Here is a 23,972-nt window from a genome sequence, read left to right as displayed (position 1 = left end):
CGTGCGGCCCGGCACGACGGGGCGGGATCCGGCTCGTCACAGCGAAGGTCGGTCACAGAACCAGTCCGGCGAATTCCTCCATTTCCCCCAAGAGGTGACGAGAGCCGTTGTATGGTCAGACCAGGTAACAACACGATAAAGCTCCGCGGGGCGTCCTCGATCCAACCTCATCGGTGTGGTCGTTCCTCCCCAGGTCCCACCCAAGGAATGCGGACGGGACGCCCCGCGGCCCTGTGGACAGGGGTCCACTTCCGGCACGCGACGCCGGGGGTGGGCCCCTGTCGCCGCGTCCGGACCCCGTGGACGACCGGCCCGGGCATGATCGTCGGGACCGGGTATCCTGGTCCGGTTGTCCGCGTCCGGCCGGGTTCCCCCGGACACGGTCGCGGGTGACGACGCACGACCTCCTGCCACGGAAGGACCGTGGCCGCTTAGCCCACAGGAGGTGAGCACGTCTTGCGTCATTACGAAGTCATGGTGATCCTCGACCCCAGCCTCGAGGAGCGCACCGTCGCCCCGTCGCTCGACACGTACCTGAACGTGATCCGGACCGCGGGTGGCTCGGTGGAGAAGACCGACGTGTGGGGCCGCCGGCGCCTCGCGTACGAGATCAACAAGAAGGCCGAGGGCATCTACGCCGTCATCGACCTCCAGGCGTCGCCGGAGGCCGTGGCTGAGCTGGACCGTCAGCTCCGACTCAACGAGTCGGTGCTGCGCACCAAGGTCATCCGCCCGGAGATGCGCTGAGCATCTAGACCCGGCACGTCCGGATCAAGCCTCATCGACGCTGTCGGAGGGCTCTGAGAGCCTGTAGGGCACAGAGATGAGTGCGCGAGGAGATGGTCATGGCAGGAGACACCACCATCACGGTCATCGGCAACCTGACCGATGACCCCGAGTTGCGGTTCACCCCCTCCGGGGCGGCGGTCGCCAAGTTCCGCGTCGCCTCGACGCCCCGCTTCATGGACAAGGCGTCCGGCGAGTGGAAGGACGGCGAGCCACTGTTCCTCTCGTGCACGGTCTGGCGGCAGGCCGCCGAGAACGTGGCCGAGTCGCTGCAGCGCGGCGCCCGGGTGATCGTGTCCGGCCGGCTGCGCCAGCGGTCGTACGAGACGCGCGAGGGTGAGAAGCGCACCGTCATCGAGCTGGAGGTCGACGAGATCGGCCCGTCGCTGCGCTACGCCACGGCGAAGGTGCAGAAGATGTCCCGCTCGGGTGGCGGTGGCGGCTTCGGTGGTGGTGGTGGCCAGGGTGGCGGCGGAGGCAACTTCGACGACCCCTGGGCCTCGGCTGCCCCGGCTCCCTCGCGCGGTGGTTCGGGCGGCGGAAACTTCGACGAGGAGCCCCCGTTCTAATGGCGCCGAGCGCCCGCGATCGCAAACCAGGAGCAAGAGCAATGGCCAAGGCTGCGGCACTTCGCAAGCCGAAGAAGAAGGTGAACCCGCTCGACAAGGACGGGATCACCTACATCGACTACAAGGACACCGCGCTGCTGCGCAAGTTCATCTCCGACCGCGGCAAGATCCGCGCTCGGCGGGTGACCGGCGTGACCTCGCAGCAGCAGCGGCAGATCGCCCGTGCGGTCAAGAACGCCCGCGAGATGGCGCTCCTGCCGTACACGGCCACGACCCGCTGAGAGGAGGCACCGACATGAAGATCATCCTGACTCAGGAGGTGTCCGGCCTCGGTGCCCCGGGCGACATCGTCGAGGTGAAGGACGGCTACGGCCGTAACTACCTGCTGCCGCAGGGCTTCGCGATCGCCTGGACCAAGGGCGCGGAGAAGCAGGTCACGGTCATCCAGCGGGCCCGCGCGGCCCGCGAGATCCGCGACCTCGACCACGCCAACGAGGTCAAGGCCCAGGTCGAGGGTCTGAAGGTCAACCTGAAGGCCCGCGCCGGCGACGGCGGCCGGCTCTTCGGCTCGGTCACCCCGGCCGAGATCGTCGACGCCGTCAAGGCGGCCGGCGGCCCGACCCTGGACCGTCGTCGGCTGGTGCTGCCCAGCCACATCAAGTCGCTCGGCGCCTACCCGGTCAGCATCCGGCTGCACCCCGAGGTGACCGCCAAGTTCGACCTGAACGTGGTCAAGGGCTGACACCCGACAGCACGACGGAGGGGCCCGCACCGACAGCCGGTGCGGGCCCCTCCGCATGTCCGGGGATGGCCGCCGCTCGCGGCGTCACCCGATCGGCTGGCCTGTCACCGCGCTGATCACCACGGTGGAGAGCCCGCCGCCCACCACGGCCGCCGCCAACGCCACCGTCGCCGACCGCCAGGTCGTGCCGACCCGGCGCAGCACCATCGCCACCACGAGACTGCTCAGCAGCGCCAGCCCGAACCGCGGCGCCCCGGCCACCAACGAGGCGACGGCGTGCGCCCGCGGCGAGTCGCAACCGCCCCCGGTGATGTCGGTGACGCAGCCCGCCGGGGGCTGCCCGTCGAGGAACAGCAACCCGACGATGAACAGGAACGCGGGCACCAGGTAGCACGCGGCCGTGTAGACCAGGGGCCGCAGCGGCCCACCGGGATCCGGGTCGAGCAGGTCGTCCTCCAGCCGGCGGCCCCACGAACCGCCGCCGACCGTCTCCACCCGCCGCCGCAGCGTCGACGGGCCGCCCCGCCCCGCCCCCACCGGCTCCACCGGCCGGCGCGGCGCCGGACGCGGCGCGGGCGAGGCGACCATCGGCGACCGCGGCGCCGACGGCGGGGTCGCCGTCCAGCGCGGATCGTCACCGGCCAGGCGCGTTCCGGACCAGAAGGCCTCGGCCCGTTCCGGTGACGCCCAGCCCTCCCGGGCCGGGACCGGCGGCGCCGTCCGGTCCCACGGATCGACCTCCGCGTAACGGTCCCAGGCGCCCGTCTCCCGGGCCCGATCCCACTGGCCGGTGTCGGCGCGCCGATCCCACTGGCCGGTGCCCGTGAACCGGTCCCACTCCCCGGTGTGCTCCGTCCGGTCCCAGCGGCTCTCCGCCTGCTCCCACCGGCCGCCGGCGGCGGGACGCCCCCAGGCGTGCACACCCGAGGCATCCCACGGGTCGACCGCGGGTTGCTGCGCCGGATCCGGCTGGGCGGCCCGGCCCCGCTCCCACGGGTCGACCGCCGGCCGCGACCACGAGTCCGCCGTCAGGCGCCGGCTCCGCCGGGTCGGCCGCTCGGCCTCCCACCGGTCACCGTCCTCGCCCGGCGCGGGTGCGTCCTCCAGCCCCGACCAGGTCACCTCCGGTCGTCGCGTCGCCGCGCGACGCGGCCGGCTCCGCGGGGCCACCCCGGAGACCGGCTCGCCCTCGATGCCGTCGGCCCGCCGGCTCCCGACGTACCCCTGATCCTGAGGGAGGTCCATGGTCCACTCGGCGGTGTGGTCCGACGCCGGGCCGGCACCGATGGCCCGCAGGCCGCGGCGGTCGTCCTCGCGGCGCCAGCCCCCACCCGGGTACGACTCGACGGCCTCCTCGTCGCGCGCGGCATGCCGGCCTCCGCCGTCGGCCCGGCGGATCCCCGACTCCAGTGCCCACCGTGGAAGGTAGGTGTCGACCGGCTCGTCCTGGCCGCGCTCGACGGCGCGCCGGCGGCTCGGCGTGCGGTAGCTCTCGGGAGCGGACGACCCGACCGGGAACGGACCGGCGGAAGCGTCCCAGGAAGCGCTCGGGCGACGCTCGCGCGGGCTGTCCTCCCCGCTTCCCCAGTCCCGGTGTCTCACGGCCGGAGCGTGACCCTTCTCAACCCATAGCGCAATCCGCTGTCCAGGTGTAGCCGTTCGCAGAGATAGTACGGGACGAACGGTGCCCGAGCTCGACCCGAAATCTTTCGTCCACAGGGTGGGGATTGAAGAACCGCAGGTCAGCGCCGAGCCGGCCGGAATTCCCCATCACTTATCCACACCCTGTGCACACCCTGCGCACATGCCTGTCCACCGGCGTCCACAGGTTGTCCCGAGGCTCGTCCACCGGTGCTGTTGAGTGGCTGACCTCGGGTTCCGTATCGTGGTCCCCCGACCGTCCGGGCGATGGCCCCCGATCGACCGGAGGGTCGGCGGAAACTGTCACACCCCGGCGGTAGAGCTGGATCCGATCCGACGCAGCAAGGGGGGACCCGTGTCGGTCACCGACGAGACGCGCTCGGAGCGGGCCGGCGGGCAGCCGCCCGCGCCGGCGCAGCGGGACGGCCAGTTCGAGAAGACCCCGCCTCAGGACGTGGCCGCCGAGCAGTGCGTCCTCGGCGGCATGCTGCTGTCCAAGGACGCCATCGCGGACGTCGTCGAGATCCTCAAGTCGAACGACTTCTACCGCCCGGTGCACGCCACCGTCTTCGACGCGATCCTCGACATCTACGGCCGGGGTGAGCCGGCCGACCCGATCACCGTGGCCGCCGCGCTCGCCGACTCCGGCGACCTGGCCCGGATCGGCGGCGCGCCGTACCTGCACACGCTGATCGCCAGCGTCCCCACCGCCGCCAACGCGGCCTACTACGCGCGGATCGTGGGCGAGCGGGCCGTGCTCCGCCGGCTGGTCGAGGCCGGCACCCGGATCGTCCAGCTCGGCTACGGCACCGGCCAGGGTGGCAGCCGCGACGTCGACGACGTCGTCGACCTCGCTCAGCAGGCCGTCTACGAGGTGACCGAGAAGCGGGTCAGCGAGGACTTCGCGGTCCTGGCCGACATGCTCCAGCCGACGCTCGACGAGATCGAGGCGGTGGGCGCCCAGGGCGGGGTGATGACCGGTGTGCCGACCGGGTTCAGCGACCTCGACCGTCTGCTGAACGGTCTGCACCCGGGGCAGCTCATCATCGTGGCCGGCCGGCCGGGTCTGGGCAAATCAACCGCATCTATGGACTTCGCCCGAAATGCTGCTATTCGAGCCAACCAGGCGTCGGCGATCTTCTCGCTGGAAATGAGCAAGGTCGAGATCGTCATGCGACTCCTCTCGGCCGAGGCCCGCGTCCCGCTGCACGTGCTGCGCAGCGGTCAGCTCTCCGACGACGACTGGACCAAGCTGGCCCGGTGCATGGGCGAGATCAGCGAGGCGCCGCTCTTCGTCGACGACACGCCGAGCATGAACCTCATGGAGATCCGGGCCAAGGCGCGGCGGCTCAAGCAGAAGCACGACCTCAAGCTGATCGTGGTGGACTACCTCCAGCTGATGACCTCGCCGAAGCGCACCGAGAGCCGGCAGCAGGAGGTCGCGGACCTGTCCCGTGGCCTGAAGCTGCTGGCCAAGGAGGTCGAGTGCCCGGTGATCGCGGTGAGTCAGCTGAACCGTGGTCCGGAGCAGCGCACCGACAAGCGACCGCAGCTGTCCGACCTGCGCGAATCGGGTTCTATCGAGCAGGACGCCGACGTGGTCATCCTGTTGCACCGCGACGACTACTACGACAAGGAGTCGCCGCGCGCCGGGGAGGCGGACCTGATCGTCGCCAAGCACCGAAACGGACCGACTGACACGATCACGGTTGCCGCGCAGCTCCACCTGTCCCGCTTCGTCGACATGGCGATCGTCTGAGCCGGAGCGGCGCAGCGGTCAGCCGAGCAGGGGGAACCAGCCGGCGGCCTCGCCCAGTTCCAGCCGGTCGCGGTCGGTGAGCGGCAGCCGGCCGGTGGCCTTGAGCAGGTAGTCCCGGTCGTCCCAGCCGGTCGGCCGGACCGCGTCGTCGCTGAGCAGGCCGTCCACCGTGGCCACCGCCACCCGGGTGGGGGCCTCCGCAGGGAGCGGCGCGTCGGGCAGGTCCACCACCAGGTCGAGGTGGTGGATGACCGCCTCGGTGGTCAGGGTGGCGAGGAAATCGGGTACGCGCAGCACGTGTCCCTGCGTGGTCACGTGTCCGGCGGGGTCCGCGGCCGCGGCCGCCCGGACGGCGGCGGGTGCGGTGTCGGACCAGATGCGTACCACTCCGCTGGGCCGGTCGAAGGCGGCGGCCGAGCGGCGGGCCCACCAGGCGTGCTTCACGCTCGCCTCGTCGTCGCCGCCGGGGGTGAACGCGCGCCAGTAACTGACGTCGTCGACGTCGGCCGGGCCGGGTGCGGGGCTGGCGAGGGCCACGAGCGCCCGTTGCGCGTCGCAGAGCACGTGGAAGAGCAGGTCGGCGACGAGCCAGCCCCGGCAGCGGGTGGGTCGTTGCAGGCCGGCGTCGTCGAGCGGGGTGACGGCAGCCGTGATGCCGTCGTACGCCTGCGCCAGCGCCTCGTGCTGCCGGATCGCGGTCATGCCGTGCAGCCTGCCACGGCGGGGCGGAGTCGGCACGACGGCGATGCCGGGCCGGTGCGTCGCCGGCCCGGCATGGCGAGCGTCAGTCGAAGAGTTCGCCGAGGAAGCCGTGGTGCTTCTTGCGGCGGTAGTGGCCGTGGTAGCCGTAGTGCTGGCCGTACGCGGGCTGCGCGTAGCCGTGGCCGGGTGGCGGCGGGGGCGGCGGCGGGACCGCGCCGTAGCCGGGCTGGTGGGAGGCGGCGGCGGGCGGCGGCGGGGGCGGGGTGTAGCCGCCTCCGGCCGGAGCGGCCTGCCGTGCGCCGTGCTGCTGGTTCCAGTTCGCCTCGGCCTCGAAGAGCTTCTCGAGCTCGCCGCGGTCGAGGAAGATGCCGCGGCATTCGCCGCACTGGTCGATGATCACTCCGCTGCGCTCGTACTGGCGCATCTCTCCGTGGCATTTGGGACAGGTGAGCTGCATGACACCGAAGGTACCCGGTGACCTCACGCGGTGGCGGTGAGCGCCTGCGTCACCTCGTCGTCGGAGACCTCGTGGAAGTCGTCGTAGTAGGCCCCGACCGCACCGAAGTCGGGTGGGATCTGGGCGCAGATCACCTGGTCGGCCTCGGCGGCGAGCATCTCGTACGCCTGGTCGGAGCCGACCGGGACGGCCACCACCACGCGGGCGGCGCCCAGGTGCCGGGCCACCTGCACGGCGGCGCGGGCGGTGGCGCCGGTGGCCAGGCCGTCGTCGACGATGACGGCGGTGCGCCCGGTCAGGTCGAGCTGGGGGCGGTCGCCCCGGTAGAGCCGCTCGCGGCGGTCCAGTTCGGTCTGCTCGCGCCGGCGCACCTCGGCACGCTCGTCCGCGTCGATCCGGTCGGCGATCATGTCGTTGAGCACCTGCACCCCGCCGGGGCCGAGCGCGCCGTAGGCCACCTCGGGGGCCCAGGGCATGCCGAGCTTGCGGACCACCAGCACGTCCAGCGGCGCGCCGAGCCGTTCGGCGATGACCCGGGCGACGGGTACGCCGCCGCGGACCAGCCCGAGGACGATGACGTCGGGTCGCCCGGTCAGCTCACCGAGCCGGTCGGCGAGCATGCGTCCGGCCTCGGCGCGGTCGCGGTAGGTGGTCATGCCTCAGGTCTACGCCCTCCGGCCGGGCCGCGCCGCCCAGTTGCCGCGAAAGGCGCGCCGGGGGCGACCTCGTGGCGGTGTTCGGCGAGCGCGAGGGCGGGGGCGAGGACCAGCAGGGCGATCGGGTAGAGCAGGTAGCCGAACCGCGTGGAGGGCATCAGCAGGATCGCGGCGAGCAGCCCGTACCCGCAGATCAGCGCGGTGGCGGCGGCGGTGGCCGGCGGGCGGCGCAGCAGCCGGACGGCGATCACCACCGCGACGGCGCCCAGCAGCGCGGCGGCGACCAGCCGGCCGGCGGGCAGCGCGCTCGCGATCAGGTGGCCGGGGAAGGGGGACTGCGCGGGGCTGGTGACCAGGCCGTGCCCGAGCGGGAAGCGCAGCACGTTCTCCACCAGGGCGTCGCGGTCGACCAGCAGCACGGGGAGCAGCGCGAGGACCGGCAGGCCGAGGGCCCCCAGGGCGGTGCGCAGCCCGGCCCGGCGGGTGGCCGCCCAGCAGACCAGCACGACCGCGACCGGCCAGGCGAACAGCTTCAGCGCGCCGGCCGCGCCGACCGCGAGGCCCGCGCGGCCCGGCCGGCCGGCGGCGGCGAGGGCGAGGGCGAGGAGGCAGAGCGCGAGTACGGGCAGGTCGTCGCCCCCGGTGGCGAGGGTTAGCGCGCAGATGGGCAGGACGGTGGCGGCCTGCGCGGCGCGCAGCACGGCGGCGTCCCGCCGGGGTGCCGTGGGGCCGGTGGTGGTCCGCAGGGCGCGCACGGCGGCGGCCAGCACCAGCGCGGTGACCAGGGCGAACCAGACCCGGGCGTCGGTCCACCAGGCGTCGGTGGCGGCCCGGGGCAGCCCGAACAGCGCCATCCCGGGCTGGTAGGGGGTGTAGCCGAGCAGTTGCTCGCCGGGCGGCAGGGCGGCGATGGCGTCGTGCCCGAGGTAGGGGGTGCCGTGCTCGGCGAGCCGTGCGCCGGCGTGCTCGACAACGACCACCTCCTCCTGCGCGCGGTCGGTCCGGCCGGCGGCGCGCTGGATGCCCTGGGCGACCACCGGCAGCAGCGCGGTGGTGGCCCAGGCGAAGCCCGTGACCGCCCAGCGGGCGGGCAGGGCGGCGAGGGCGCTGCCGGGATGCCGGCGCCGGGCCAGGAGCTGAGCGGTCGCGGCGAGCGCCGCCAGGGCGTAGCCGACCGTGGCGAGGGTGCCCCAGGCGCGGTGCGGCAGCAGCGTGGAGGTGGCGGCGGTGACCGCGGCGAAGGCCGCGGAGACGGCGTAGAGGCCCAGGTCGAGAGCGAGGCCACCGGCGGCGCTGTCGACCGCCTGCCAGCGGCGGAGAGCGGGGGCGGCGGTCCGGTCGGCGTCGACGGTCACGCGGGCCAGTCTGGCAGACGGGCGCCCCGCCGCCGATCTTGGCAGGCGGTGGTGGTCAGGAGGTGGCGGTGCGGTTGCGGCCGCCGCCGGTGCGGCGGCCGGGCAGGCGGATCACCGCTCCGGCGTCGTGCAGCGGGGGCGCGAGGGCGCCCGGGCGACCGCCGGCTCCCCGCTGGAGGGCGGCGAGCAGCGTGCCGGAGGGCAGCGGCCGGGCGAACAGGTGGCCCTGGCCGGCGGCGCAGCCCAGCTCCCAGAGCGCCCGCCGCTGCGGCTCGCTCTCCACGCCCTCGGCCACCACGGTGAGGTCGAGGCTGCGGCCCAGGTCCAGGGTGGAGCGGATCACCGCGGCGGCCTCGGTCGCGCTCTCCATCGCCGTCACGAAGCTCCGGTCGATCTTCAACTCGTGCACCGGGATCCGGGAGAGCAGCGAGAGCGAGGAGTAGCCGGTGCCGAAGTCGTCGAGGGCCAGGCGTACGCCGGAGTCGCGGAGCCGGCTGAGTACCCGGTCGACCACGTCGAGCTGGCTGAGCGTCAGGGTCTCGGTCAGCTCCAGCACCAGCCGGTCCGGCGGCAGGTCGTGCGCCCGCAGCCGGGCCAGCACCGCACCGGGGAAGCGGGCGTCGAGGAGGCTGCGCGGCGACACGTTCACCGAGACCGGCAGGTCGAAGCCGGCGTCCCGCCAGGAGCCGGCGGCGATCAACGCCTGGTCGAGGATCGCCTCGGCGAAGGCGGGCAGCAGCCCGGAGCGCTCGACGGCCTCGATGAAGCGCAGCGGGTCGATCATGCCGTGCGTCGGGTGGTGCCAGCGGGCCAGCGCCTCGGCGCCGATCACCTGGCCGCTCCCCAGGTCGACGATCGGCTGGAAGTTGACGGTGAACTCGTGGTCGGCGACCGCCCGGGGCAGCTCGCCGCCGAGGGTGAGCCGGCCCAGGTCGGCGGTGTCGCGGGTCGGGGCGTACGTGGCGATCCGCTGGCCGGCACGCTTGGCCTGGTACATCGCCACGTCGGCGCGGCGCAGCAGCTCCGCCATCCCGCCGCTGGCCGGTGCGACCGCGATTCCGCCGCTGGCCTCCACACTGATCCGCATGCCGTCCAGGTCGAGCGGCTCGTGCAGCGCGGCGAGCAGCGCCTCGGCCCGGTGCGCCGCGATCGCCGGGGCGGGCAGGCCGCGCAGCAGGACGGCGAACTCGTCGCCGCCGAGGCGGGCCACCAGGTCGTCCGGGCGGGCCGCCCCACGCAGCCGATCGGCGACCTGCGTCAGCACCCGGTCGCCGGCGCCGTGCCCGAGGGTGTCGTTGACCTCCTTGAAGTGGTTGAGGTCGATCAGCACCAGGGCGGTGACGCCCTCGGCGTGCCGGTTGGTGAGCTGCTCGGTGCCCTCGTCGAGGAGGTGCCGCCGGTTGGAGAGCCCGGTGAGCGCGTCGTGGGTGGCGGCGTACGCGTGCTCGTCGGCGATCCGGGCCAGCTCGGCGTACGCCTGGGCGTTGCGGACCGCCGTGCACAGTGCCGACGCGAAGGTACGCAGGGTGTACTGCTCGCGCTCGGACAGCTCCACCGGCCCGGCGAACCGCAACCGCAGCACACCGATGTCGGCGGTCTGGTCGTGCCCTTCGAGGCGGGTGGTCAGCACGGAACCCTCGATCGTGCTGGGTGTACCGGCCGGTCCGCGCAGGGTGACGTCGCCACCGGACCCCCGGACCAGCCGCCCCTCCTCCCGCAGCTCGAGGTCGACCTCGTCGGCGGAGAAGAGCTCGGTGGCCTGGGTGACCGCGGTCGTGAGCACCTGGTCGAGGTCGACCACGTTCAGCGCGTCGGTGGTGCGGGCCAGGCGCTGCCAGGCCTCCCGCTCCGCCCGGCTGCGCACGCGGCTGGAGTTGGCCAGGTGCAGGCTCAGGACGAGGGGCGGCACGACGACCAGGAAGGCCGGGTTGATCCGGAGGATCAGCAGGGTGGACAGGACCACCGAGAAGCGGGCGAGAACGCTTGCCAGCCGGAGGTCGAGTTGCTGCCGGAAGCGGTTGAGGATCGGCGTCCCGGTGGCGAACGCGAGAACCGGGAACATGAGCAGCTCGTCCAGCACCACGACCGTCAGGTAGGCCAGTACCAGGGCGGGCAGCGAGCGGCCGATGGATCCGGACCACGGCCAGGTCCAGCCGGCGGCTACCAGCACCAACCCGCCCGCGGCGGCCAGCGTCATCTCCTTGGCGATGCCGAAAGCCAGCTTGATGGGGGGCAGCCGGGTGATCGCCCGGGCGATCGCAACGCCCAGGCCGGTCGCCACGACGACCCACGGCACGGGGGCGACCGCCAGCCCGATGACCGACGCGGCATCCGTCCAGGAAATGCCGTGGGTGGTGGCCCGGATGCGGATCCGCACATTCACCGTTGCGGCGACGGCCACGAGGAACGTGAGTGTGGCGGCCCGGGTCAGGTTTGTCTCGGTGACCAGGTCGTTGGTGACAATCACTCGGAGGCTGACCAGCGCCGAGACCCCGGCGGTAAACACGACGAGACCGACTAGCAGCAGCAGCCGCCGATCGGTCCCATTGTCGCGTGCAAGGGCACGAGTCACGTCTTGGCCTCCACCGCGCTCATCCCGTAGCGGTGCGTGTACCCGTACTGTACGGCCCGCTCAGGCGCCCGGGAAGCTCACAACCAGTCGTTGCCGCGCATGTGCCTAGCCCTTCGCTCGATCCTGCGGAGCCGTTGTCGTCGACCCCCACCGACGCAGGACAGCTTATGGCGTTTAGGCCGAGTTGGTGACATTAGATGTCCATATGCGCATAATGCGCTAATGTCGCCGCCTCTTGTCACTGACTGTCTTTGACTGAAGACCGAACGCATATTCGGGGCGACGTTCCAATGGGATTATCGAGTCCCTCATGCGCGATGTCTCTAGTCGTTCGGGCACTGGGTCACATCCCACGCTGCAGATCCACGGTCCGGAAAAATGTCGTCGCTCTCTGATATCTTTTGAAGTCGTGCGGCGGATCGCGCACTATCTTCCGTTGGGGCGCATTCCGTATATATTGGCAGGGAATACAGCGGTTATTCAATTCCGGATTTGCGGAGGAAGGATTTGGCGGAGGTCCGGCTCCTGGGGGCACCCGAGGCGTGGCGGGAGTCGACCCGGCTGCCCCTGGGCACACCGAAACAGCAGCTCGTCCTGGCGATGCTCGCCCTGCATGGCGGGCGGGTCGTCACGATCGACTCCCTCGTCGACGAGCTGTGGCCGGAGCAGCCGCCCCGCTCCGCCGTGGCGAACGTGCGGACCTACGCGGGCAATCTCCGGCGGGTGTTCGAGCGGCACGACGGCCCGGCGATCGTCCGGCTCTCCGGTGGCTACCGGTTCGACCTGGCGGTCGAGCAGGTGGACGTGCCCCGCTTCGAGCAACTGGTCGACGCTGCTGCGACCGCTTGGTCGCGGGGTGCCGTCGAAAGCGCTGACGCGCTGCTCGCGCAGTCCGAGCGGCTGTGGCGGGGGCCGCTGGCGGCCGGACTGCCGGTAGGCCCGGTCCTTGCCGCACGTCGAGCGGCCCTCGACGAGCAGCGCCTCACCGCGGTCGAGCTCCGGGCCAGGCTGGAGCTCCGGTTCGGCCGGGCCAGATCCGCCATCGCCCTCCTCACCGATCACCTGGTCACCCATCCCTATCGAGAGTCGGCGCACGCCCTGCTGGCCTGGGCCCGCCACGCGGACGGCGATCCCGTGGGGGCGCTTGCTGCGATCCGCCGGGCGGAAGAGGTGTTGACCGAGCAACTCGGCATCGAGCCGGGCACCGAGTTGCGGACGCTCCACCAGGCCCTCCTCGACGGGGAGCCGCTCGGCGCCGTGCCGCCGGTGCCCGACGGGAGTGTCGCCTCGCCAGCCGGGCGGGCCGGCCCGACGCCGGCGGAGCAGACGTCAAGAAACCACCTGCCCCGGTTGGTGAGCGACTTCGTGGGTCGGCGGGAACTCGCCGAGCGCCTGATGGCCGAGATCGCGGGCACGGCTGGGGGCACGTCACCGGTCCGAGTCGTCGACGGGATGGCGGGCAGCGGCAAGACGTCCTTCGTGATCCACCTGGCGTACCGGCTCGCGGGCCGGTACCCCGACGCACAGCTCTTCATTGACCTGCGCGGGCACGCCGAGGGCGTCCCGGTCGATCCGGCGGACGCGCTGACCGCGTTGCTGCGGCAGCTCGGGGTGCCCGCCGGCCGGATCCCCACCGACCACGACGCGCGGGCCGAGTTGTGGCAGCGCGAGCTGCGGGGTCGCCGCGCCGTCATCGTGCTGGACAACGCGGCCGGCGGCGACCAGGTACGACCGCTTCTCCCGGCTGGTCCCGGGTCGGTCGTCCTGGTGACCAGCCGGCGCCGGCTGTCGACCGGCGACGTCGGGCCGTCCGTGCCGCTTCCGGTGCTGACCTCCGCAGAGGCGGTCCAGTTGCTGGCCCGCACGGCCGGGAAGGAACGGGTCGGTGAGGAGCCGGAGGCGGCGGCCGAGGTTGTCCGGCGCTGCGGTCACCTGCCGCTGGCCATCCGGCTGGCCGGCGGGCGACTCGCACACCGGCCGGCCTGGCTGGTCGCCGACCTGGCCGACCGGCTGTCCGCCGGGGCGACGGTGCTGCGGCAACTTGCCGTGGAGCAGCAGACAGTCGTCAGCGCGTTCACCGCCTCGTACGAACCGCTGGCCGAGCCGGTCAAGCGGCTGTTCCGGCTGGTCAGCGTCCACGCCGGGGACCGGTTCGACGCGCCTATGGCGGCCGCCCTGGCCGCCCTGCCGCTGCACCGCACCGAGTGGATGCTGGACGACCTCCTCGACCAGCACCTCATCGAGGAGGTCGCCCCGGGTCGCTATCGGCTGCACGACCTCATGCGCCTCTACTCGGTCGAGCTGTCCCGCGAGCCGGACGAACGCCGGGAACGGGACGAGGGGGCCGAGCGGCTCCTCGACCACGTGCTGCACGAGGTGGCCGGTCGCGCCCAGTCGCTGGATCCGCTGGCACTGCATCCCCACCTTCGCCTGGATCCGCCGCGTCGCCCGGACCTGCTCGGCCACACCGAGCCATCGGACGTCGAGTGGCTGGAGCGGGAGCGGTCGAACCTCGTGGCCCTGGTCCGCTTCGCCGAACACGCGGGACTGCACGCGTACGGGTGGCGGCTGGCCCGCGCCATGTGGCGGTTCTGCTACATCCGCGGTTACTTCGACGACATCCTGGTCACTCATCGCGCCGGGCTGACCGCCGCGGAGCAGAGCGGCGACCGGGCGGCGCAGGCGGTCATGCACAACTACCTGGCCTCGGCGTACACCCGAACCGGGAGTTACCTGGACTCGCTGCGACACCTCGAGGCGGCGGTAACCATCTCCCGGGAGCTCGGCGACCGCGGCAACGAGCACCGCTACCGGGCGAACCTGGTGGTCGTCCACTGGCTGACCGGCGATCCGGAGCGGTCGGTCGCCCTCGGCCGACAGATCTTCCGGTCGCGACCGGGTGGCACGGCCGTCGACCCGATCCTGCTCCTGCCCAACCTCGGCTTCGCCCTCACGACGCTCGGCCGGTACGCGGAGGCGATCGACGCGCACCGCAAGCACCTGTTCCTCGGCCGGTCCCGGGGCAGCGGCTACGACATCTCGAACGCCCTCGGCCACATCGCCTCCGTGGAGAACCGGCTCGGTCACCACGACAAGGTGGTCCGGCTCATCACGGCGTCGCTGCGGCTGCGGGACCGCACCGGGCACCGTTTCGGCGAGGCGGAGGCGCGCAACGACCTGGGGATCGCGTACCGGCACCTGGGCCGGCTCGACGCGGCGCGGGAGCAGCACAAGCTGGCCCTCGACTTCGCGCGGGACTCCGGCGAGCGCCACGTGCAGGCGGCGATCCTCAACGACCTCGGCCTGACGCTGGCCGCGTCAGGCCGCGCCGAGGCGGCGATCGCCGCGCACCGGGACGCCCTCGCGCTCGCCACCCGCATCGCCCACCCGTACGAGCAGGGCCGCGCCCTGGCCGCCCTGGCCGACCACCTCGGCGAGGACGACAAGGAGGCGCTGCGGTACCGGCTGCGCGCTCTGGCGATCTTCCGCCGGATGGGGGCGCCCGAGCTGACCGACCTGGAACGGCGCCTGTCCCGAACCGCTCACGACCCGGCCTGAGAGCGGTTTATCGATTTCTTATCGCCCGGCCCGTTAGCGTCGCCGCATGTCGACCAACGGGGGCGGTCCACTGCACGGGGGACCCGGTCGACGAGGCCCCCGCCGTCCGGTTTCCCCCCCAGCGAATCGACGGCGGGCAGGTGAGGGAGGGGTGCCTACGGCGCCCCTCCCCGCCGACGGCCCGAAGCGCGCGCCCGGACGTACCGGACGGATAGGCTCGCGGCCGTGACGGAACCCGCGCAGCTCACCCACGTCGACCCCGCCGGCGCGGCCCGGATGGTCGACGTCTCCGCCAAGCCGGTCTCCGGCCGGCTCGCGGTCGCCGCCGGCCGCCTCCGTACCACCCCCGAGGTGGTCGAGCTGCTGCGCCGCGACGGCCTGCCCAAGGGGGACGCCCTGGCCGTCGGCCGGCTCGCCGGGATCATGGGGGCCAAGCGCACCCCCGACCTGATCCCGCTCTGCCACCCGATCGCCCTGCACGGCGTCACCGTCGACCTGCGCCTCACCGACGACACGGTCGAGATCACCGCCACGGCGAAGACCGCCGACCGGACGGGGGTCGAGATGGAGGCGCTCACCGCGGTGGCCGTCGCCGGGCTCGCCCTCGTCGACATGGTCAAGGCGGTCGACCCGGCGGCCTCGGTGGACGCGGTCCGGGTGCTGCGCAAGGAGGGCGGCAAGACCGGCGAGTGGGTCCGGCCGGAGGACCGGCCGTGATCCGGGCCCGGGTGATCGTCGCCTCCAACCGGGCGGCCGCCGGCGTCTACGCGGACACCAGCGGCCCGCTCCTCGTCACCGGCCTGCGAGAGCTGGGCTGCGAGGTCGACGAGCCGGTGGTGGTGCCCGACGGTGAACCGGTCGGCGCGGCGCTGCGGGCAGCCCGCGACGAGGGCGTCGACGTGGTGCTGACCAGCGGTGGCACGGGCGTCACCCCGACCGACCGCACCCCCGAGGTGACCCGCCCCCTGCTGGACTACGAGATCCCCGGTATCGCCGAGGCGATCCGGGCGCACAGCCGTGAGGCCGTGCCGACCGCCGCCCTGTCGCGCGGGCTGGCCGGCGTGGCCGGGCGGATGCTGGTGGTCAACCTGCCCGGGTCGCGGGGCGGGGCGAAGGACGGTCTCGCGGTGCTCGGGCCGATCCTGCGGCACACCGTCGACCAGCTCCGCGGCGGCGACCACTGACCGCACGCCCCCGCCGCTCCGGCGCTAGGCTCGCCGGATGAGCACGGAAACCGCAGCTGGCGCGGAGCAGGTCGCCGCGCCGCCGCCAGCCGGGTGGGAGGAGGCCCGCTCCCGGGTGTACGCGGTGGGCCTCGCCGCCGCGCTCCCCACCGTCGGGCGGCCGCTCGCCGACGCCGACGGGCACACCCTGGCCGAGCCGCTGACGACGCGTACCGACCTGCCGGCGTTCCCGACCTCCAGCGTGGACGGCTGGGCGGTGCGCGGGAACGGCCCGTGGCGGGTGGTCGGCCGGGTGCTCGCCGGGCAGACCCCGCCCCCGCTGGAGGCCGCGGGCAGCACGGTGGAGATCGCCACCGGTGCGATGGTCCCCGAGGGCACCACGGCGATCCTGCGGATCGAGGAGTCGGCCCGGACCGCCGACGGTCGGGTGGCCGGCACGCCCCGCCCCGCGCCCGAGTGGCGGGAGCCGGGCGAGGAGGCGTACGCCGGGGAGGAGCTGTTGCCGGCTGGCACGCCCGTCGACCCGGCGGTGATCGGCCTGGCCGCCTCCTGCGGGCACGACACCCTGCGGGTCCGCCGCCGGCCCCGCGCCGCGCTGCTGGTCTTCGGTGACGAGCTGCTGACCGCGGGTCCGCCCGGGTCCGGCCGGGTCCGGGACGCGCTCGGCCCGGCGGTGCCCGCCTGGCTGCGCCGCTACGGCTGCCAGGTGCGCCCCGCCGACGTGGTCGGCCCGGTGGCCGACACGCTGCCCGCCCACGTGGCCGCGCTGCGCGCCGCGCTCGCCGACGCCGACCTGGTCTGCACCACCGGCGGCACCATGCACGGCCCGGTCGACCACCTGCACCCGACGCTGGAGACGCTCGGTGCCGACTACGTGGTGAACACCGTGGCGGTCCGGCCCGGCTTCCCGATGCTGCTGGCCCGGCTGGTCGGCGACGACGGCCGCGTCCGCTTCGTGGCCGGCCTGCCGGGCAACCCGCAGTCCGCCGTCGTCGCGCTGGTCTCGCTGGTCGCGCCGCTGCTCGCCGGCCTGCAGGGCCGGCCGATGCCGGTGCTGCCGCGGGTCACCCTGGCCGAGCCGGTCCCCGGGCGCGGCGATTACACCCACCTCGCGCTGGTGCGGTGGGACCGGGCGGCCGGCACCGCGCACCCGGTCCGCCACGTCGGCTCGGCGATGCTGCGCGGCCTGGCCGGTGCCGACGGCTTCGCGGTGATCCGGCCGGGCACGAGCGGCGCGGCGGGCGACCAGGTGCCGCTGGTTCCGCTGCCGCTGACGTCGGGGGAGCGGGCATGGTGAGCGCGAGGAGTGAGCCGGGGTTGCGAGCCCCGCAGTCGCGAACCGGGGTGGCATGGTGAGCGCGAGGAGTGAGCCGGGGTTGCGAGCCCCGCAGTCGCGAACCGGGGAGGCTCAGTGAGCACGGCCTCCGGCGTCGTGCTCGGCGCGGTGACGGACCGGCCGCTGGACCTGGCCGCGCACGAGGCGGCGGTCGCCGACCGCCGGGCCGGCGCCGTGGTCTCGTTTCAGGGCGTGGTCCGCGACCACGACCACGGCCGCGCGGTCACCCTCCTGGAGTACGAGGGCCATCCGACCGCCGAGGCGGTGCTGCGCGAGGTGGCGGCCGAGATCGCCGCCGACCCCGCGGTGTACGCGGTGGCCGTGTCCCACCGGATCGGCCCGCTGGAGATCGGCGACGTGGCCCTGATCGCGGTGGTCGGCACCGCACACCGGGCGGCGGCCTTCGCGGCCTGCGCGCGGTTGGTCGACGAGGTGAAGGCGCGACTGCCGATCTGGAAGCGGCAGGTGTTCGACGACGGCACCGAGGAGTGGGTGAACTGCCCCTGACGCCTCAGCGCCGGACGGCGGGCTGAGCCGCCCGGGCGAGCCGGTCGTGATAGAACGCCGGCTCCGCGCCGGGGCGCCAGGGCAGCGCCGCGACCAGCACGATCAGGGCGACGGCCAGGGAGTTCTCCATCAGCGCGCCGAACAGGCCGTCCTGGTAGTGGGACACCTCGGGGAGCTGGTGCTCGTACGGCCAGATCGGCGAGATGAGGAAGAGCAGGTAGAGCCCCAGCGCGCCGACCCCGTGGCGGAGCCCGGTGAGGGCGGGATACCAGATCGGCGGCCGGAGCGCGGGGACGCCGGTGGCCGCTGGCGTGCCCGTGGCCCGGGGCAGCAGGCCGCGGCTCGCCTCGCGGCGGCGTACGGCGGCGTCGGCCAGCACGATGACGGCCGGGATGACCCAGACCAGGTGGTGCGACCAGGAGATCGGGCTGATCACGTTGGCGGTGAGCCCGACCAGGGTGAACGCGGTGAGTTCGTCGCCGTCGGCGCGGGCACTGCTCGCCCGGGAGAGCCCCAGCGCGAGCATCAGCACCGCGAAGGCCAGCCAGAGCAGGCCGGGCGTCTCGATCGAGTCGTAGAGCCGGGCCAGCAGACCGGCGAGCGACTGGTTGGCCGTCATGTCCGCCGCGCCGACCCGCTCGGTCTGCCAGAGCACGCTGGTGAAGTACGTCCGTGACTCCTCGCCGACCAGCCCGAACGTCGCGATGGTCACGCCGATGGTGGTGCCGACTGCGGTCAGCGCGGCCCGCCACTGCCGGGTGATCACGAGGTACGCCACGAACAGCGCCGGGGTGAGCTTGACGGCGGTGGCCAGCCCGATGCCGACCCCGGCCCAGGTGCCGCTGTAGACGAACCGGGCGAACGCCGAGTCGGCGGTGTCGTGGTGGGTGCCGCGCCGGGCCCGCCAGCGCAGGCCGACCAGGTCCGCCATGATCAGCGCGAAGAGCAGCAGGTTGACCTGGCCGTAGCCGAGGGTCTCCCGGGACGGCTCGATGGCCAGGGCCAGCGGGGTGGCGATGCCGACGGTGAACCAGAGCGACCAGCCCAGCCGGTCGACGATCGGGCGCAGCAGCGCGGCCAGCACGACGGCGAGGGCGACGATGCTGGCCAGGGCGTTGAGCCAGCCGGCGGCGTCGACCGGCAGCCAGGACATCGGCAGCATGGCCAGGCCCGCGAACGGCGGGTAGGTGAAGCCCAGGGTCGTGGAGGGGGCGATGAAGTCGTACAGCTCGTTGCCGTTCGCCCACCACACCACGGCGCCGTGGTAGATCTTCATGTCGAAGAAGTTGTACGGCCGGCCGAAGGCGCCGATGGCGAGCCATGCGGCGTAGGCGACGGCGGCAACGACACCGGTCCGCACGACGGCCCGGCGGTCGATGCCCCGCGTCGCGCGCTGGATGGGGGTGAGGCGGTCCATCCGTCTACCGACTGTCGCCGGCATGGCGTGGCCACCCCCGTACCAAGGTCGTCCTGCCCGTCCAGGTCCAGCAGGGAGCCTAGAACGGCGCCTCACGTCACTGCCTCCCGCGTTATGCGACCGTGTCCGATCCCACACGTGTTTTTGACATTTCCACCGCGTTAACGGGTCTCGGACGGTTCAGGTGATTGGTGGCCTTGCGGGGGTGGTGGCCGTATTGATGCAGGTCAGCCGGGGATTCGGCGGGCGGTGGCCGCCGAGCGTACGGCGATCTTCGCCTCTCGGCGGGCGGTCCGGACCGCGCGCTGCACCGAGCGGCGCGAGTGGTTGATCCGGTGGCCGGTGCGCCAGCGGAGCCCCGGCTTGCCCTCGGTGTCGGCGGCGGCGAGGAGGAGACCGCCGAAGAGCCCGAGGTTCTTCAGGAAATGGATCTGGTTGTTGTTCCGTGCCGCCGGGTCGTCGTTGTTCCAGAAGGGATGGCCGGCGGCGGTGGTCGGCACCAGGGTGGCGGCGAGGACGAGCGCGGCCGGTCGGGTGAACCTGCCGGTCGCCAGCATCAGCCCGCCGATCAGCTGGGTGGCCGAGTTGGCCCGCACCAGCGTCGCGGTGTCGGTGGGGATGCGGGGGTGGAGGTTCTGGATCAGCGGCGTGACCTTGTCGGTGATCGGCTGCGCGGCCGGGACCAGGCGGCCCGGGTTCCGCAGGTTGCGGGCGCCGCTGACCACGAAGATGCCGCTCAACATGACGCGGGCGAGGGAGCGCACGGGCTTCATGGCTCAGTCATACCCCGTCGCGGGCCCCGCCACCCCTGCAACACCCGAAAGGGATCGGCCGACGTGGACGTCCGGCGCGTATCGATTTCAGCGACCGTCGCGGATGGACGGGCTCCGGGCGGTAAGGTCGCGCGGGTGACGACCCTGCGACTCCGACCCGAGGACCCGGCGGACGAGGAGCCGGTCGCCCGGGTGCTGGCCGGCGCGTTCGCCCGCCCCGACGTGGCCACCCCGCCCGAGGTGGGGCTCGTCGAGGACCTGCGGCACAGCGACGCCTGGATCCCGGAGCTGGCCATGGTCGCCGAGTACGGCGGCGAGGTGGTGGGCTACGCGCTCCTGACCCGGGTGCAGGTGCGCACCGACGGCGGCGCCTGGCCGGCGCTGGCCCTCGGCCCGGTGGCGGTCGCCCCGCACCGGCAGCGGGTCGGGCACGGCGTGGCGGTGGTGCAGGCCGCCCTCGACGCCGCCACCGAGCTGGGCGAGCGTCTGGTGGTGGTGCTGGGCGACCCGGCGTACTACCGCCGCTTCGGGTTCGGCCGGGCGGACCGGCTGGGGTTGACGAGCCCGTGGTCGGGGTTGGGCGAGCCGTGGCAGGCGCTGGTACTGCCGCCGTCCACCAGCGACGAGTCGCCGCCCCCGGCCGGCGAGGTGGTCTTTCCGGCGCCCTGGTCGAAGGTCTGACCGTCAGGCCGGCTGGGTGCGCAGGTAGCGGCCGAAGTGCGGGACGGTGAAGGCGACCGTGCCCCGCTCACCCGAGTAGATGAGGCCCTTCTTGATCAGCGCGTCGCGGGCCGGTGAGAGGCTGGCCGGCTTCCGGCCGAGCGCCCGGGCGATCTCCGCGGTGGGCACCGCCGCGTCCATGTCGTCGCGGCCACTCTCCTCCCCGTCCACCAACGCGAGCGTCGCCATGGCACGCATGTACTCGCGCTCGGCCGGCGTGGCCCGCTCGAACCGCGAGCCGAAGAAGCCCACCGCCAGCTCCGCCTCCGCCTCCGGCGCGGCGACCCGGACGTCCGCCGCGGTGACCGGCGAGCGGGGCGCATGGTCCCAGGTGGCCTTCCCGTAGGCCTGGACGAAGTACGGGTAGCCGCCGGACTTCTCGTAGAGCAGGTCGAGGGCCTTCTGCTCGTACTCGACCTCCTCCCGCTCGGCCGGGGCGCAGAGCGCCTGGTCGGCGGCGATCCGGTCCAGCCGGTCGATCCGCTGGTAGCGGAAGAGCCGCTCGGAGTACGACTTCGCGGCGCTCAGCACGGCCGGGAGGTGCGGGAGCCCGGCGCCCACCACGATCAGCGGCGCACCGAGCTGGGACAGCTCGTGGCAGGCGGCGCAGAGCGCCGAGACGTCCTCCGCGCCGAGGTCCTGCATCTCGTCGATGAAGATGGCGATGCCGGTGCCCACGTCGGTCGCCACCGCGGCGGCGTCGGTCAGCAGTTCGACCAGGTCGATCTCGATGTCGCCGGAGTCGGCCCGGCCGCTGCTGGCCGGCACGTCGATGCCGGGCTGCCAGCGGTCGCGCAGCTTCGGGGCGGCCCCGCCGCGCCCGGCCGGGGCGGCGCGCTGGGCGAACGCCTTGAGCACCCCGAGGAAGGCGTCGATCCGGTCGGGGGCGCGGTGCCGGGGGGCCAGCTCGCGGACCGCCATGTGCAGCGCGGCGGCGACCGGCCGGCGCAGCGACTGGTCCGGCCGGGCCTCGATCTTGCCGGTGCCCCAGAGGTGGTTGATGGCCTGCGAGCGCAGCGTGTTGAGCAGGACGGTCTTGCCGACGCCGCGCAGCCCGGTGAGCATCAGGCTGCGTTCCGGCCGGCCGCGGGCGATCCGCTCCAGCACCACGTCGAAGACGTCCAGCTCCCGCCCCCGCCCGGCGAGTTCGGGCGGGCGCTGACCGGCGCCCGGGGCGTACGGGTTGCGGACCGGATCCACGAATCGCACAGTATCGGGCTGTCTAGCGGCGGGGCTAGACATGCGTAGATGCGGCTACCGCGTGTCGGGCGTCGAGACGAAACTAGGGCTGTCTAGCGTGGATGCTAGACAGCCCTAGTTTTGGCTACGGTGCCCTACCGCCGCTTCAGGCAGAGCACGAAGTCGAGGTCGTCGAGCTGGCTGTCGAAGAAGTACCAGTCGGTGTAGCCGGCGACCTTGGCGCACTTCGACTCGGCGTCCTTCTTGCCGCTGGTCGAACCGTCGATGCGGCGCAGAACCTGGTAGGTCTTCGCCCCGCACTCGCTGATCACCAGCTTCGGCTCGGCGGAACCGCCCTCGTTGGCGACGCACTGGCCCGCCTTCACAAAGCGCGGGTCCGTCGAGGAGGCCGGGGCCGGCGGTGTGGTGGGTACGTCGGCCGGCGCGCTCGCGGCCCCGGTCGGGCCGGCCGCCGGCGCGGAGGCGGACGCCGTCCCGCTCGGGGTGGCGTCGTCCCGGCCGAGCATCCAGTAGGCCCCCGCGCCGCCGAGCAGCAGCACGGCCAGCACGACCAGGACCACGAGCAGCGGCCCCTTGCCGCGCTTCGGCGGCGCCGGCTCGGCGTACGGCTGCTGGCCGGCGTAGCCGGGATCGGTCGGATAGCCCTGGTAGGGCGGGGCGGCCGGTGGTGGGCCGGCGTTCCAGGCGGGCTCCGGCTCGTAGCGCTGGGTCGACTGGTCGTAGCGCTGGGCGGGCGGCTCGTAGTGCGGGGCCGCCGGCGGGTAGTGCGGAGCTGACGGCTCGTAGTGCCGGGTCGGCGCCTCGCCCCAGCCGCCCGGCTGCCCGCCGTAGCCGGGGTCGTAGCGCGGATCGGCCGGCGGAGGGTAGCCGTCGTCGGGGCGCCGTCCACCCCACGGCTCAGGAGGGCCGCCGCCCGGTGGTCCGTAGTTCGACATGAACGCCCTCCTGCGTACGCCAGTGCTGAGAGGCCGGCCACCAACGGGGGACGCCGACGCCGTGGTCACCGTAGCGTGGTCCAGCGATGAGCTCACGCCCCACGAGTGCGACGCCCGCCGTCGACCACGCCTCCACCCCGGCCCGTCCCGCCCTGATCTGGACCGCGCTGGTCTTGGTCTACGTGCTCTGGGGCTCGACCTACCTGGGCATCCGGGTCGCGGTCGAGTCCCTGCCGCCGCTCACCTCCGCCGCGTTGCGGTTCGCCGCCGCGGCGGCGGTGCTCGCCCTGGTGCTGCGGCTGCGCCGCGGGCCGGGGGCGCTCCGCGTCGACCGGCGGCAGCTCGGCTCGGCCGCGCTGGTCGGTGTGCTGCTGCTGGCCGGCGGCAACGGTCTCGTGGTGCTCGCCGAGTCCGGCCCGGAGGGGACCGCGCTGCCCTCCGGGATCGCCGCGCTGCTGGTGGCCACCGTCCCGCTCCTCGTGGTGCTGCTGCGCACGGTCGGCGGCGACCGGCCCCGGCCGTGGACCTTCGCGGGTGTCGCCCTCGGGTTCGTCGGTCTCGTGCTGCTCGTCCTGCCGAGCGGCGGGTCGGGCAGTGTGCCGCTGGTCGGCGCGCTGACCGTCGTGGCGGGGGCCGTGAGCTGGTCGGTCGGTTCCTACCTGTCCGGCCGGATCCGGATGCCGGACGACCCCTTCGTGGCCACGGTCTACGAGATGGTCGCCGGCGCCGCGGCGCTCGCCGTGATCGCCGTCGTCCGGGGCGAGCTGCACGGCTTCTCCCCCGCCGAGGTGACCGGCCGCTCCTGGGCCGCGCTGGTCTACCTCATGGTGGCCGGCTCGCTGGTCGCCTTCACCGCGTACGTCTGGCTGCTGGCCCACGCGCCGATCTCGCTGGTCTCGACCTACGCGTACGTGAACCCGGCGGTCGCGGTGGCGCTCGGCGCGCTGTTCGCGGCCGAGCCGGTGACCGCCCAGGTGCTGCTCGGCGGCGCGGTGATCGTGGCCGGCGTCGCCGTGGTGGTGAGCACCGAGCGCCCCCGCCGGTCAGCGGCACGACCCGTGGACGGGGCGGCCCCGGAGCCGGCCCGCCGGTAACGTCCCGGC

22 protein-coding genes are annotated in these 23,972 nt (G+C 73.6%); 12 read left to right on the top strand and 10 right to left on the bottom strand.

What is annotated here, in order from left to right; genetic code table 11:
* Positions 1 to 456 precede the first annotated feature (456 nt).
* From rpsF to rplI, 4 genes are all read left to right on the top strand, one after another.
* Positions 457 to 747, top strand: a complete 291-nt coding sequence (rpsF, locus tag ABZW14_RS21635; protein WP_046563719.1) for a 30S ribosomal protein S6 — start codon at positions 457 to 459, stop codon at positions 745 to 747.
* 80 nt (positions 748 to 827) lie between these two features.
* Positions 828 to 1,355 carry a single-stranded DNA-binding protein gene (locus ABZW14_RS21630; RefSeq protein ID WP_198940427.1) on the top strand — a complete coding sequence of 176 codons (528 nt, stop codon included), beginning with the start codon at positions 828 to 830 and terminating at the stop codon, positions 1,353 to 1,355.
* Positions 1,356 to 1,396: 41 nt separating this feature from the next.
* Positions 1,397 to 1,636, top strand: a complete 240-nt coding sequence (rpsR, locus tag ABZW14_RS21625) for a 30S ribosomal protein S18 (RefSeq protein ID WP_013289355.1) — start codon at positions 1,397 to 1,399, stop codon at positions 1,634 to 1,636.
* A gap of 14 nt (positions 1,637 to 1,650) precedes the next feature.
* Positions 1,651 to 2,097: a 50S ribosomal protein L9 gene (gene rplI / locus ABZW14_RS21620; RefSeq protein ID WP_091265040.1), complete on the top strand. Its 447-nt coding sequence runs from the start codon at positions 1,651 to 1,653 to the stop codon at positions 2,095 to 2,097.
* Positions 2,098 to 2,181: 84 nt separating this feature from the next.
* Here the strand turns inward: rplI and ABZW14_RS21615 are convergent, their stop codons facing one another.
* Positions 2,182 to 3,699, bottom strand: a complete 1,518-nt coding sequence (locus ABZW14_RS21615) for a hypothetical protein (protein ID WP_355349229.1) — start codon at positions 3,697 to 3,699, stop codon at positions 2,182 to 2,184.
* 394 nt (positions 3,700 to 4,093) lie between these two features.
* Here ABZW14_RS21615 and dnaB point away from each other — a divergent pair, with 394 nt between their 5' ends.
* On the top strand, positions 4,094 to 5,497 hold the full coding sequence (gene dnaB / locus ABZW14_RS21610) for a replicative DNA helicase (RefSeq protein WP_355349226.1): 1,404 nt from the start codon (positions 4,094 to 4,096) through the stop codon (positions 5,495 to 5,497).
* 18 nt (positions 5,498 to 5,515) lie between these two features.
* Here dnaB and ABZW14_RS21605 read toward each other — a convergent pair whose 3' ends face one another.
* The 5 genes from ABZW14_RS21605 to ABZW14_RS21585 all read right to left on the bottom strand — a co-directional run bounded on the left by ABZW14_RS21605 (position 5,516) and on the right by ABZW14_RS21585 (position 11,239).
* Complete coding sequence (locus ABZW14_RS21605; protein WP_355349223.1) at positions 5,516 to 6,199, bottom strand: maleylpyruvate isomerase N-terminal domain-containing protein; 684 nt, start codon at positions 6,197 to 6,199, stop codon at positions 5,516 to 5,518.
* 82 nt (positions 6,200 to 6,281) lie between these two features.
* Complete coding sequence (locus ABZW14_RS21600; RefSeq protein ID WP_355349221.1) at positions 6,282 to 6,656, bottom strand: zf-TFIIB domain-containing protein; 375 nt, start codon at positions 6,654 to 6,656, stop codon at positions 6,282 to 6,284.
* A 23-nt stretch (positions 6,657 to 6,679) separates the two neighbouring features.
* Positions 6,680 to 7,312, bottom strand: coding sequence for a phosphoribosyltransferase family protein (locus ABZW14_RS21595; RefSeq protein ID WP_355349218.1), 633 nt, complete (start codon positions 7,310 to 7,312; stop codon positions 6,680 to 6,682).
* Positions 7,309 to 8,667, bottom strand: a complete 1,359-nt coding sequence (locus ABZW14_RS21590; protein WP_355349215.1) for a glycosyltransferase 87 family protein — start codon at positions 8,665 to 8,667, stop codon at positions 7,309 to 7,311. Before ABZW14_RS21590 ends, ABZW14_RS21595 begins: the two co-directional genes overlap by 4 nt.
* A gap of 55 nt (positions 8,668 to 8,722) precedes the next feature.
* Complete coding sequence (locus tag ABZW14_RS21585) at positions 8,723 to 11,239, bottom strand: bifunctional diguanylate cyclase/phosphodiesterase (protein ID WP_355349212.1); 2,517 nt, start codon at positions 11,237 to 11,239, stop codon at positions 8,723 to 8,725.
* A 507-nt stretch (positions 11,240 to 11,746) separates the two neighbouring features.
* Between ABZW14_RS21585 and ABZW14_RS21580 the strand changes: the two genes are divergently transcribed.
* From ABZW14_RS21580 to ABZW14_RS21560, 5 genes are all read left to right on the top strand, one after another.
* Positions 11,747 to 14,797, top strand: a complete 3,051-nt coding sequence (locus tag ABZW14_RS21580; protein ID WP_355349209.1) for a BTAD domain-containing putative transcriptional regulator — start codon at positions 11,747 to 11,749, stop codon at positions 14,795 to 14,797.
* A 225-nt stretch (positions 14,798 to 15,022) separates the two neighbouring features.
* Positions 15,023 to 15,514, top strand: coding sequence for a cyclic pyranopterin monophosphate synthase MoaC (moaC, locus tag ABZW14_RS21575; protein WP_355349206.1), 492 nt, complete (start codon positions 15,023 to 15,025; stop codon positions 15,512 to 15,514).
* Positions 15,511 to 15,981 carry a MogA/MoaB family molybdenum cofactor biosynthesis protein gene (locus ABZW14_RS21570; RefSeq protein ID WP_355349203.1) on the top strand — a complete coding sequence of 157 codons (471 nt, stop codon included), beginning with the start codon at positions 15,511 to 15,513 and terminating at the stop codon, positions 15,979 to 15,981. Before moaC ends, ABZW14_RS21570 begins: the two co-directional genes overlap by 4 nt.
* Before the next feature lie 37 nt (positions 15,982 to 16,018).
* Entirely contained in the window at positions 16,019 to 17,278 is a 1,260-nt protein-coding gene (locus ABZW14_RS21565; RefSeq protein ID WP_355349200.1) for a molybdopterin molybdotransferase MoeA, read from the top strand.
* Between the two features lie 114 nt (positions 17,279 to 17,392).
* Positions 17,393 to 17,824, top strand: coding sequence for a molybdenum cofactor biosynthesis protein MoaE (locus ABZW14_RS21560; protein ID WP_355349197.1), 432 nt, complete (start codon positions 17,393 to 17,395; stop codon positions 17,822 to 17,824).
* A 4-nt stretch (positions 17,825 to 17,828) separates the two neighbouring features.
* Here ABZW14_RS21560 and ABZW14_RS21555 read toward each other — a convergent pair whose 3' ends face one another.
* Both ABZW14_RS21555 and ABZW14_RS21550 read right to left on the bottom strand, forming a co-directional pair.
* A complete protein-coding gene (locus ABZW14_RS21555; RefSeq protein ID WP_355349194.1) occupies positions 17,829 to 19,265 on the bottom strand; it encodes a glycosyltransferase 87 family protein in 1,437 nt (478 codons plus the stop codon).
* 203 nt (positions 19,266 to 19,468) lie between these two features.
* Positions 19,469 to 20,014, bottom strand: coding sequence for a DoxX family protein (locus ABZW14_RS21550; RefSeq protein WP_355349191.1), 546 nt, complete (start codon positions 20,012 to 20,014; stop codon positions 19,469 to 19,471).
* Between the two features lie 135 nt (positions 20,015 to 20,149).
* On the opposite strand from ABZW14_RS21550, the gene ABZW14_RS21545 reads away from it, so the two are divergent.
* Positions 20,150 to 20,695, top strand: a complete 546-nt coding sequence (locus tag ABZW14_RS21545; protein ID WP_355349188.1) for an N-acetyltransferase — start codon at positions 20,150 to 20,152, stop codon at positions 20,693 to 20,695.
* 3 nt (positions 20,696 to 20,698) lie between these two features.
* Here ABZW14_RS21545 and ABZW14_RS21540 read toward each other — a convergent pair whose 3' ends face one another.
* A complete protein-coding gene (locus ABZW14_RS21540; RefSeq protein ID WP_355349185.1) occupies positions 20,699 to 21,934 on the bottom strand; it encodes an ATP-binding protein in 1,236 nt (411 codons plus the stop codon).
* A 134-nt stretch (positions 21,935 to 22,068) separates the two neighbouring features.
* On the bottom strand, positions 22,069 to 22,869 hold the full coding sequence (locus ABZW14_RS21535; protein WP_355349182.1) for a flagellar basal body protein FliL: 801 nt from the start codon (positions 22,867 to 22,869) through the stop codon (positions 22,069 to 22,071).
* Between the two features lie 86 nt (positions 22,870 to 22,955).
* Here ABZW14_RS21535 and ABZW14_RS21530 point away from each other — a divergent pair, with 86 nt between their 5' ends.
* Positions 22,956 to 23,963 (top strand): EamA family transporter, encoded by a 1,008-nt coding sequence (locus ABZW14_RS21530; protein ID WP_355349179.1) that lies wholly within the window; start codon positions 22,956 to 22,958, stop codon positions 23,961 to 23,963.
* Positions 23,964 to 23,972 lie beyond the last annotated feature (9 nt).

The organism is Micromonospora sp. NPDC004551 (genome assembly GCF_040609975.1).
Taxonomy (GTDB): Bacteria; Actinomycetota; Actinomycetes; order Mycobacteriales; family Micromonosporaceae; genus Micromonospora.
Note: the sequence above shows the minus strand (reverse complement) of the source record. Positions and strands in the feature narration are given on the sequence as shown.

What these genes read in the sequence shown, in the direction of transcription:
- ABZW14_RS21550 (WP_355349191.1), bottom strand. Translation starts at nt 20,014, where the DNA reads ATGAAGCCCGTGCGCTCCCTCGCCCGCGTCATGTTGAGCGGCATCTTC.
- ABZW14_RS21605 (WP_355349223.1), bottom strand. Translation starts at nt 6,199, where the DNA reads ATGACCGCGATCCGGCAGCACGAGGCGCTGGCGCAGGCGTACGACGGC.
- rpsR (WP_013289355.1), top strand. Translation starts at nt 1,397, where the DNA reads ATGGCCAAGGCTGCGGCACTTCGCAAGCCGAAGAAGAAGGTGAACCCG.
- ABZW14_RS21535 (WP_355349182.1), bottom strand. Translation starts at nt 22,869, where the DNA reads ATGTCGAACTACGGACCACCGGGCGGCGGCCCTCCTGAGCCGTGGGGT.
- ABZW14_RS21600 (WP_355349221.1), bottom strand. Translation starts at nt 6,656, where the DNA reads ATGCAGCTCACCTGTCCCAAATGCCACGGAGAGATGCGCCAGTACGAG.
- ABZW14_RS21555 (WP_355349194.1), bottom strand. Translation starts at nt 19,265, where the DNA reads ATGCCGGCGACAGTCGGTAGACGGATGGACCGCCTCACCCCCATCCAG.
- ABZW14_RS21595 (WP_355349218.1), bottom strand. Translation starts at nt 7,312, where the DNA reads ATGACCACCTACCGCGACCGCGCCGAGGCCGGACGCATGCTCGCCGAC.
- rplI (WP_091265040.1), top strand. Translation starts at nt 1,651, where the DNA reads ATGAAGATCATCCTGACTCAGGAGGTGTCCGGCCTCGGTGCCCCGGGC.
- ABZW14_RS21530 (WP_355349179.1), top strand. Translation starts at nt 22,956, where the DNA reads ATGAGCTCACGCCCCACGAGTGCGACGCCCGCCGTCGACCACGCCTCC.
- ABZW14_RS21565 (WP_355349200.1), top strand. Translation starts at nt 16,019, where the DNA reads ATGAGCACGGAAACCGCAGCTGGCGCGGAGCAGGTCGCCGCGCCGCCG.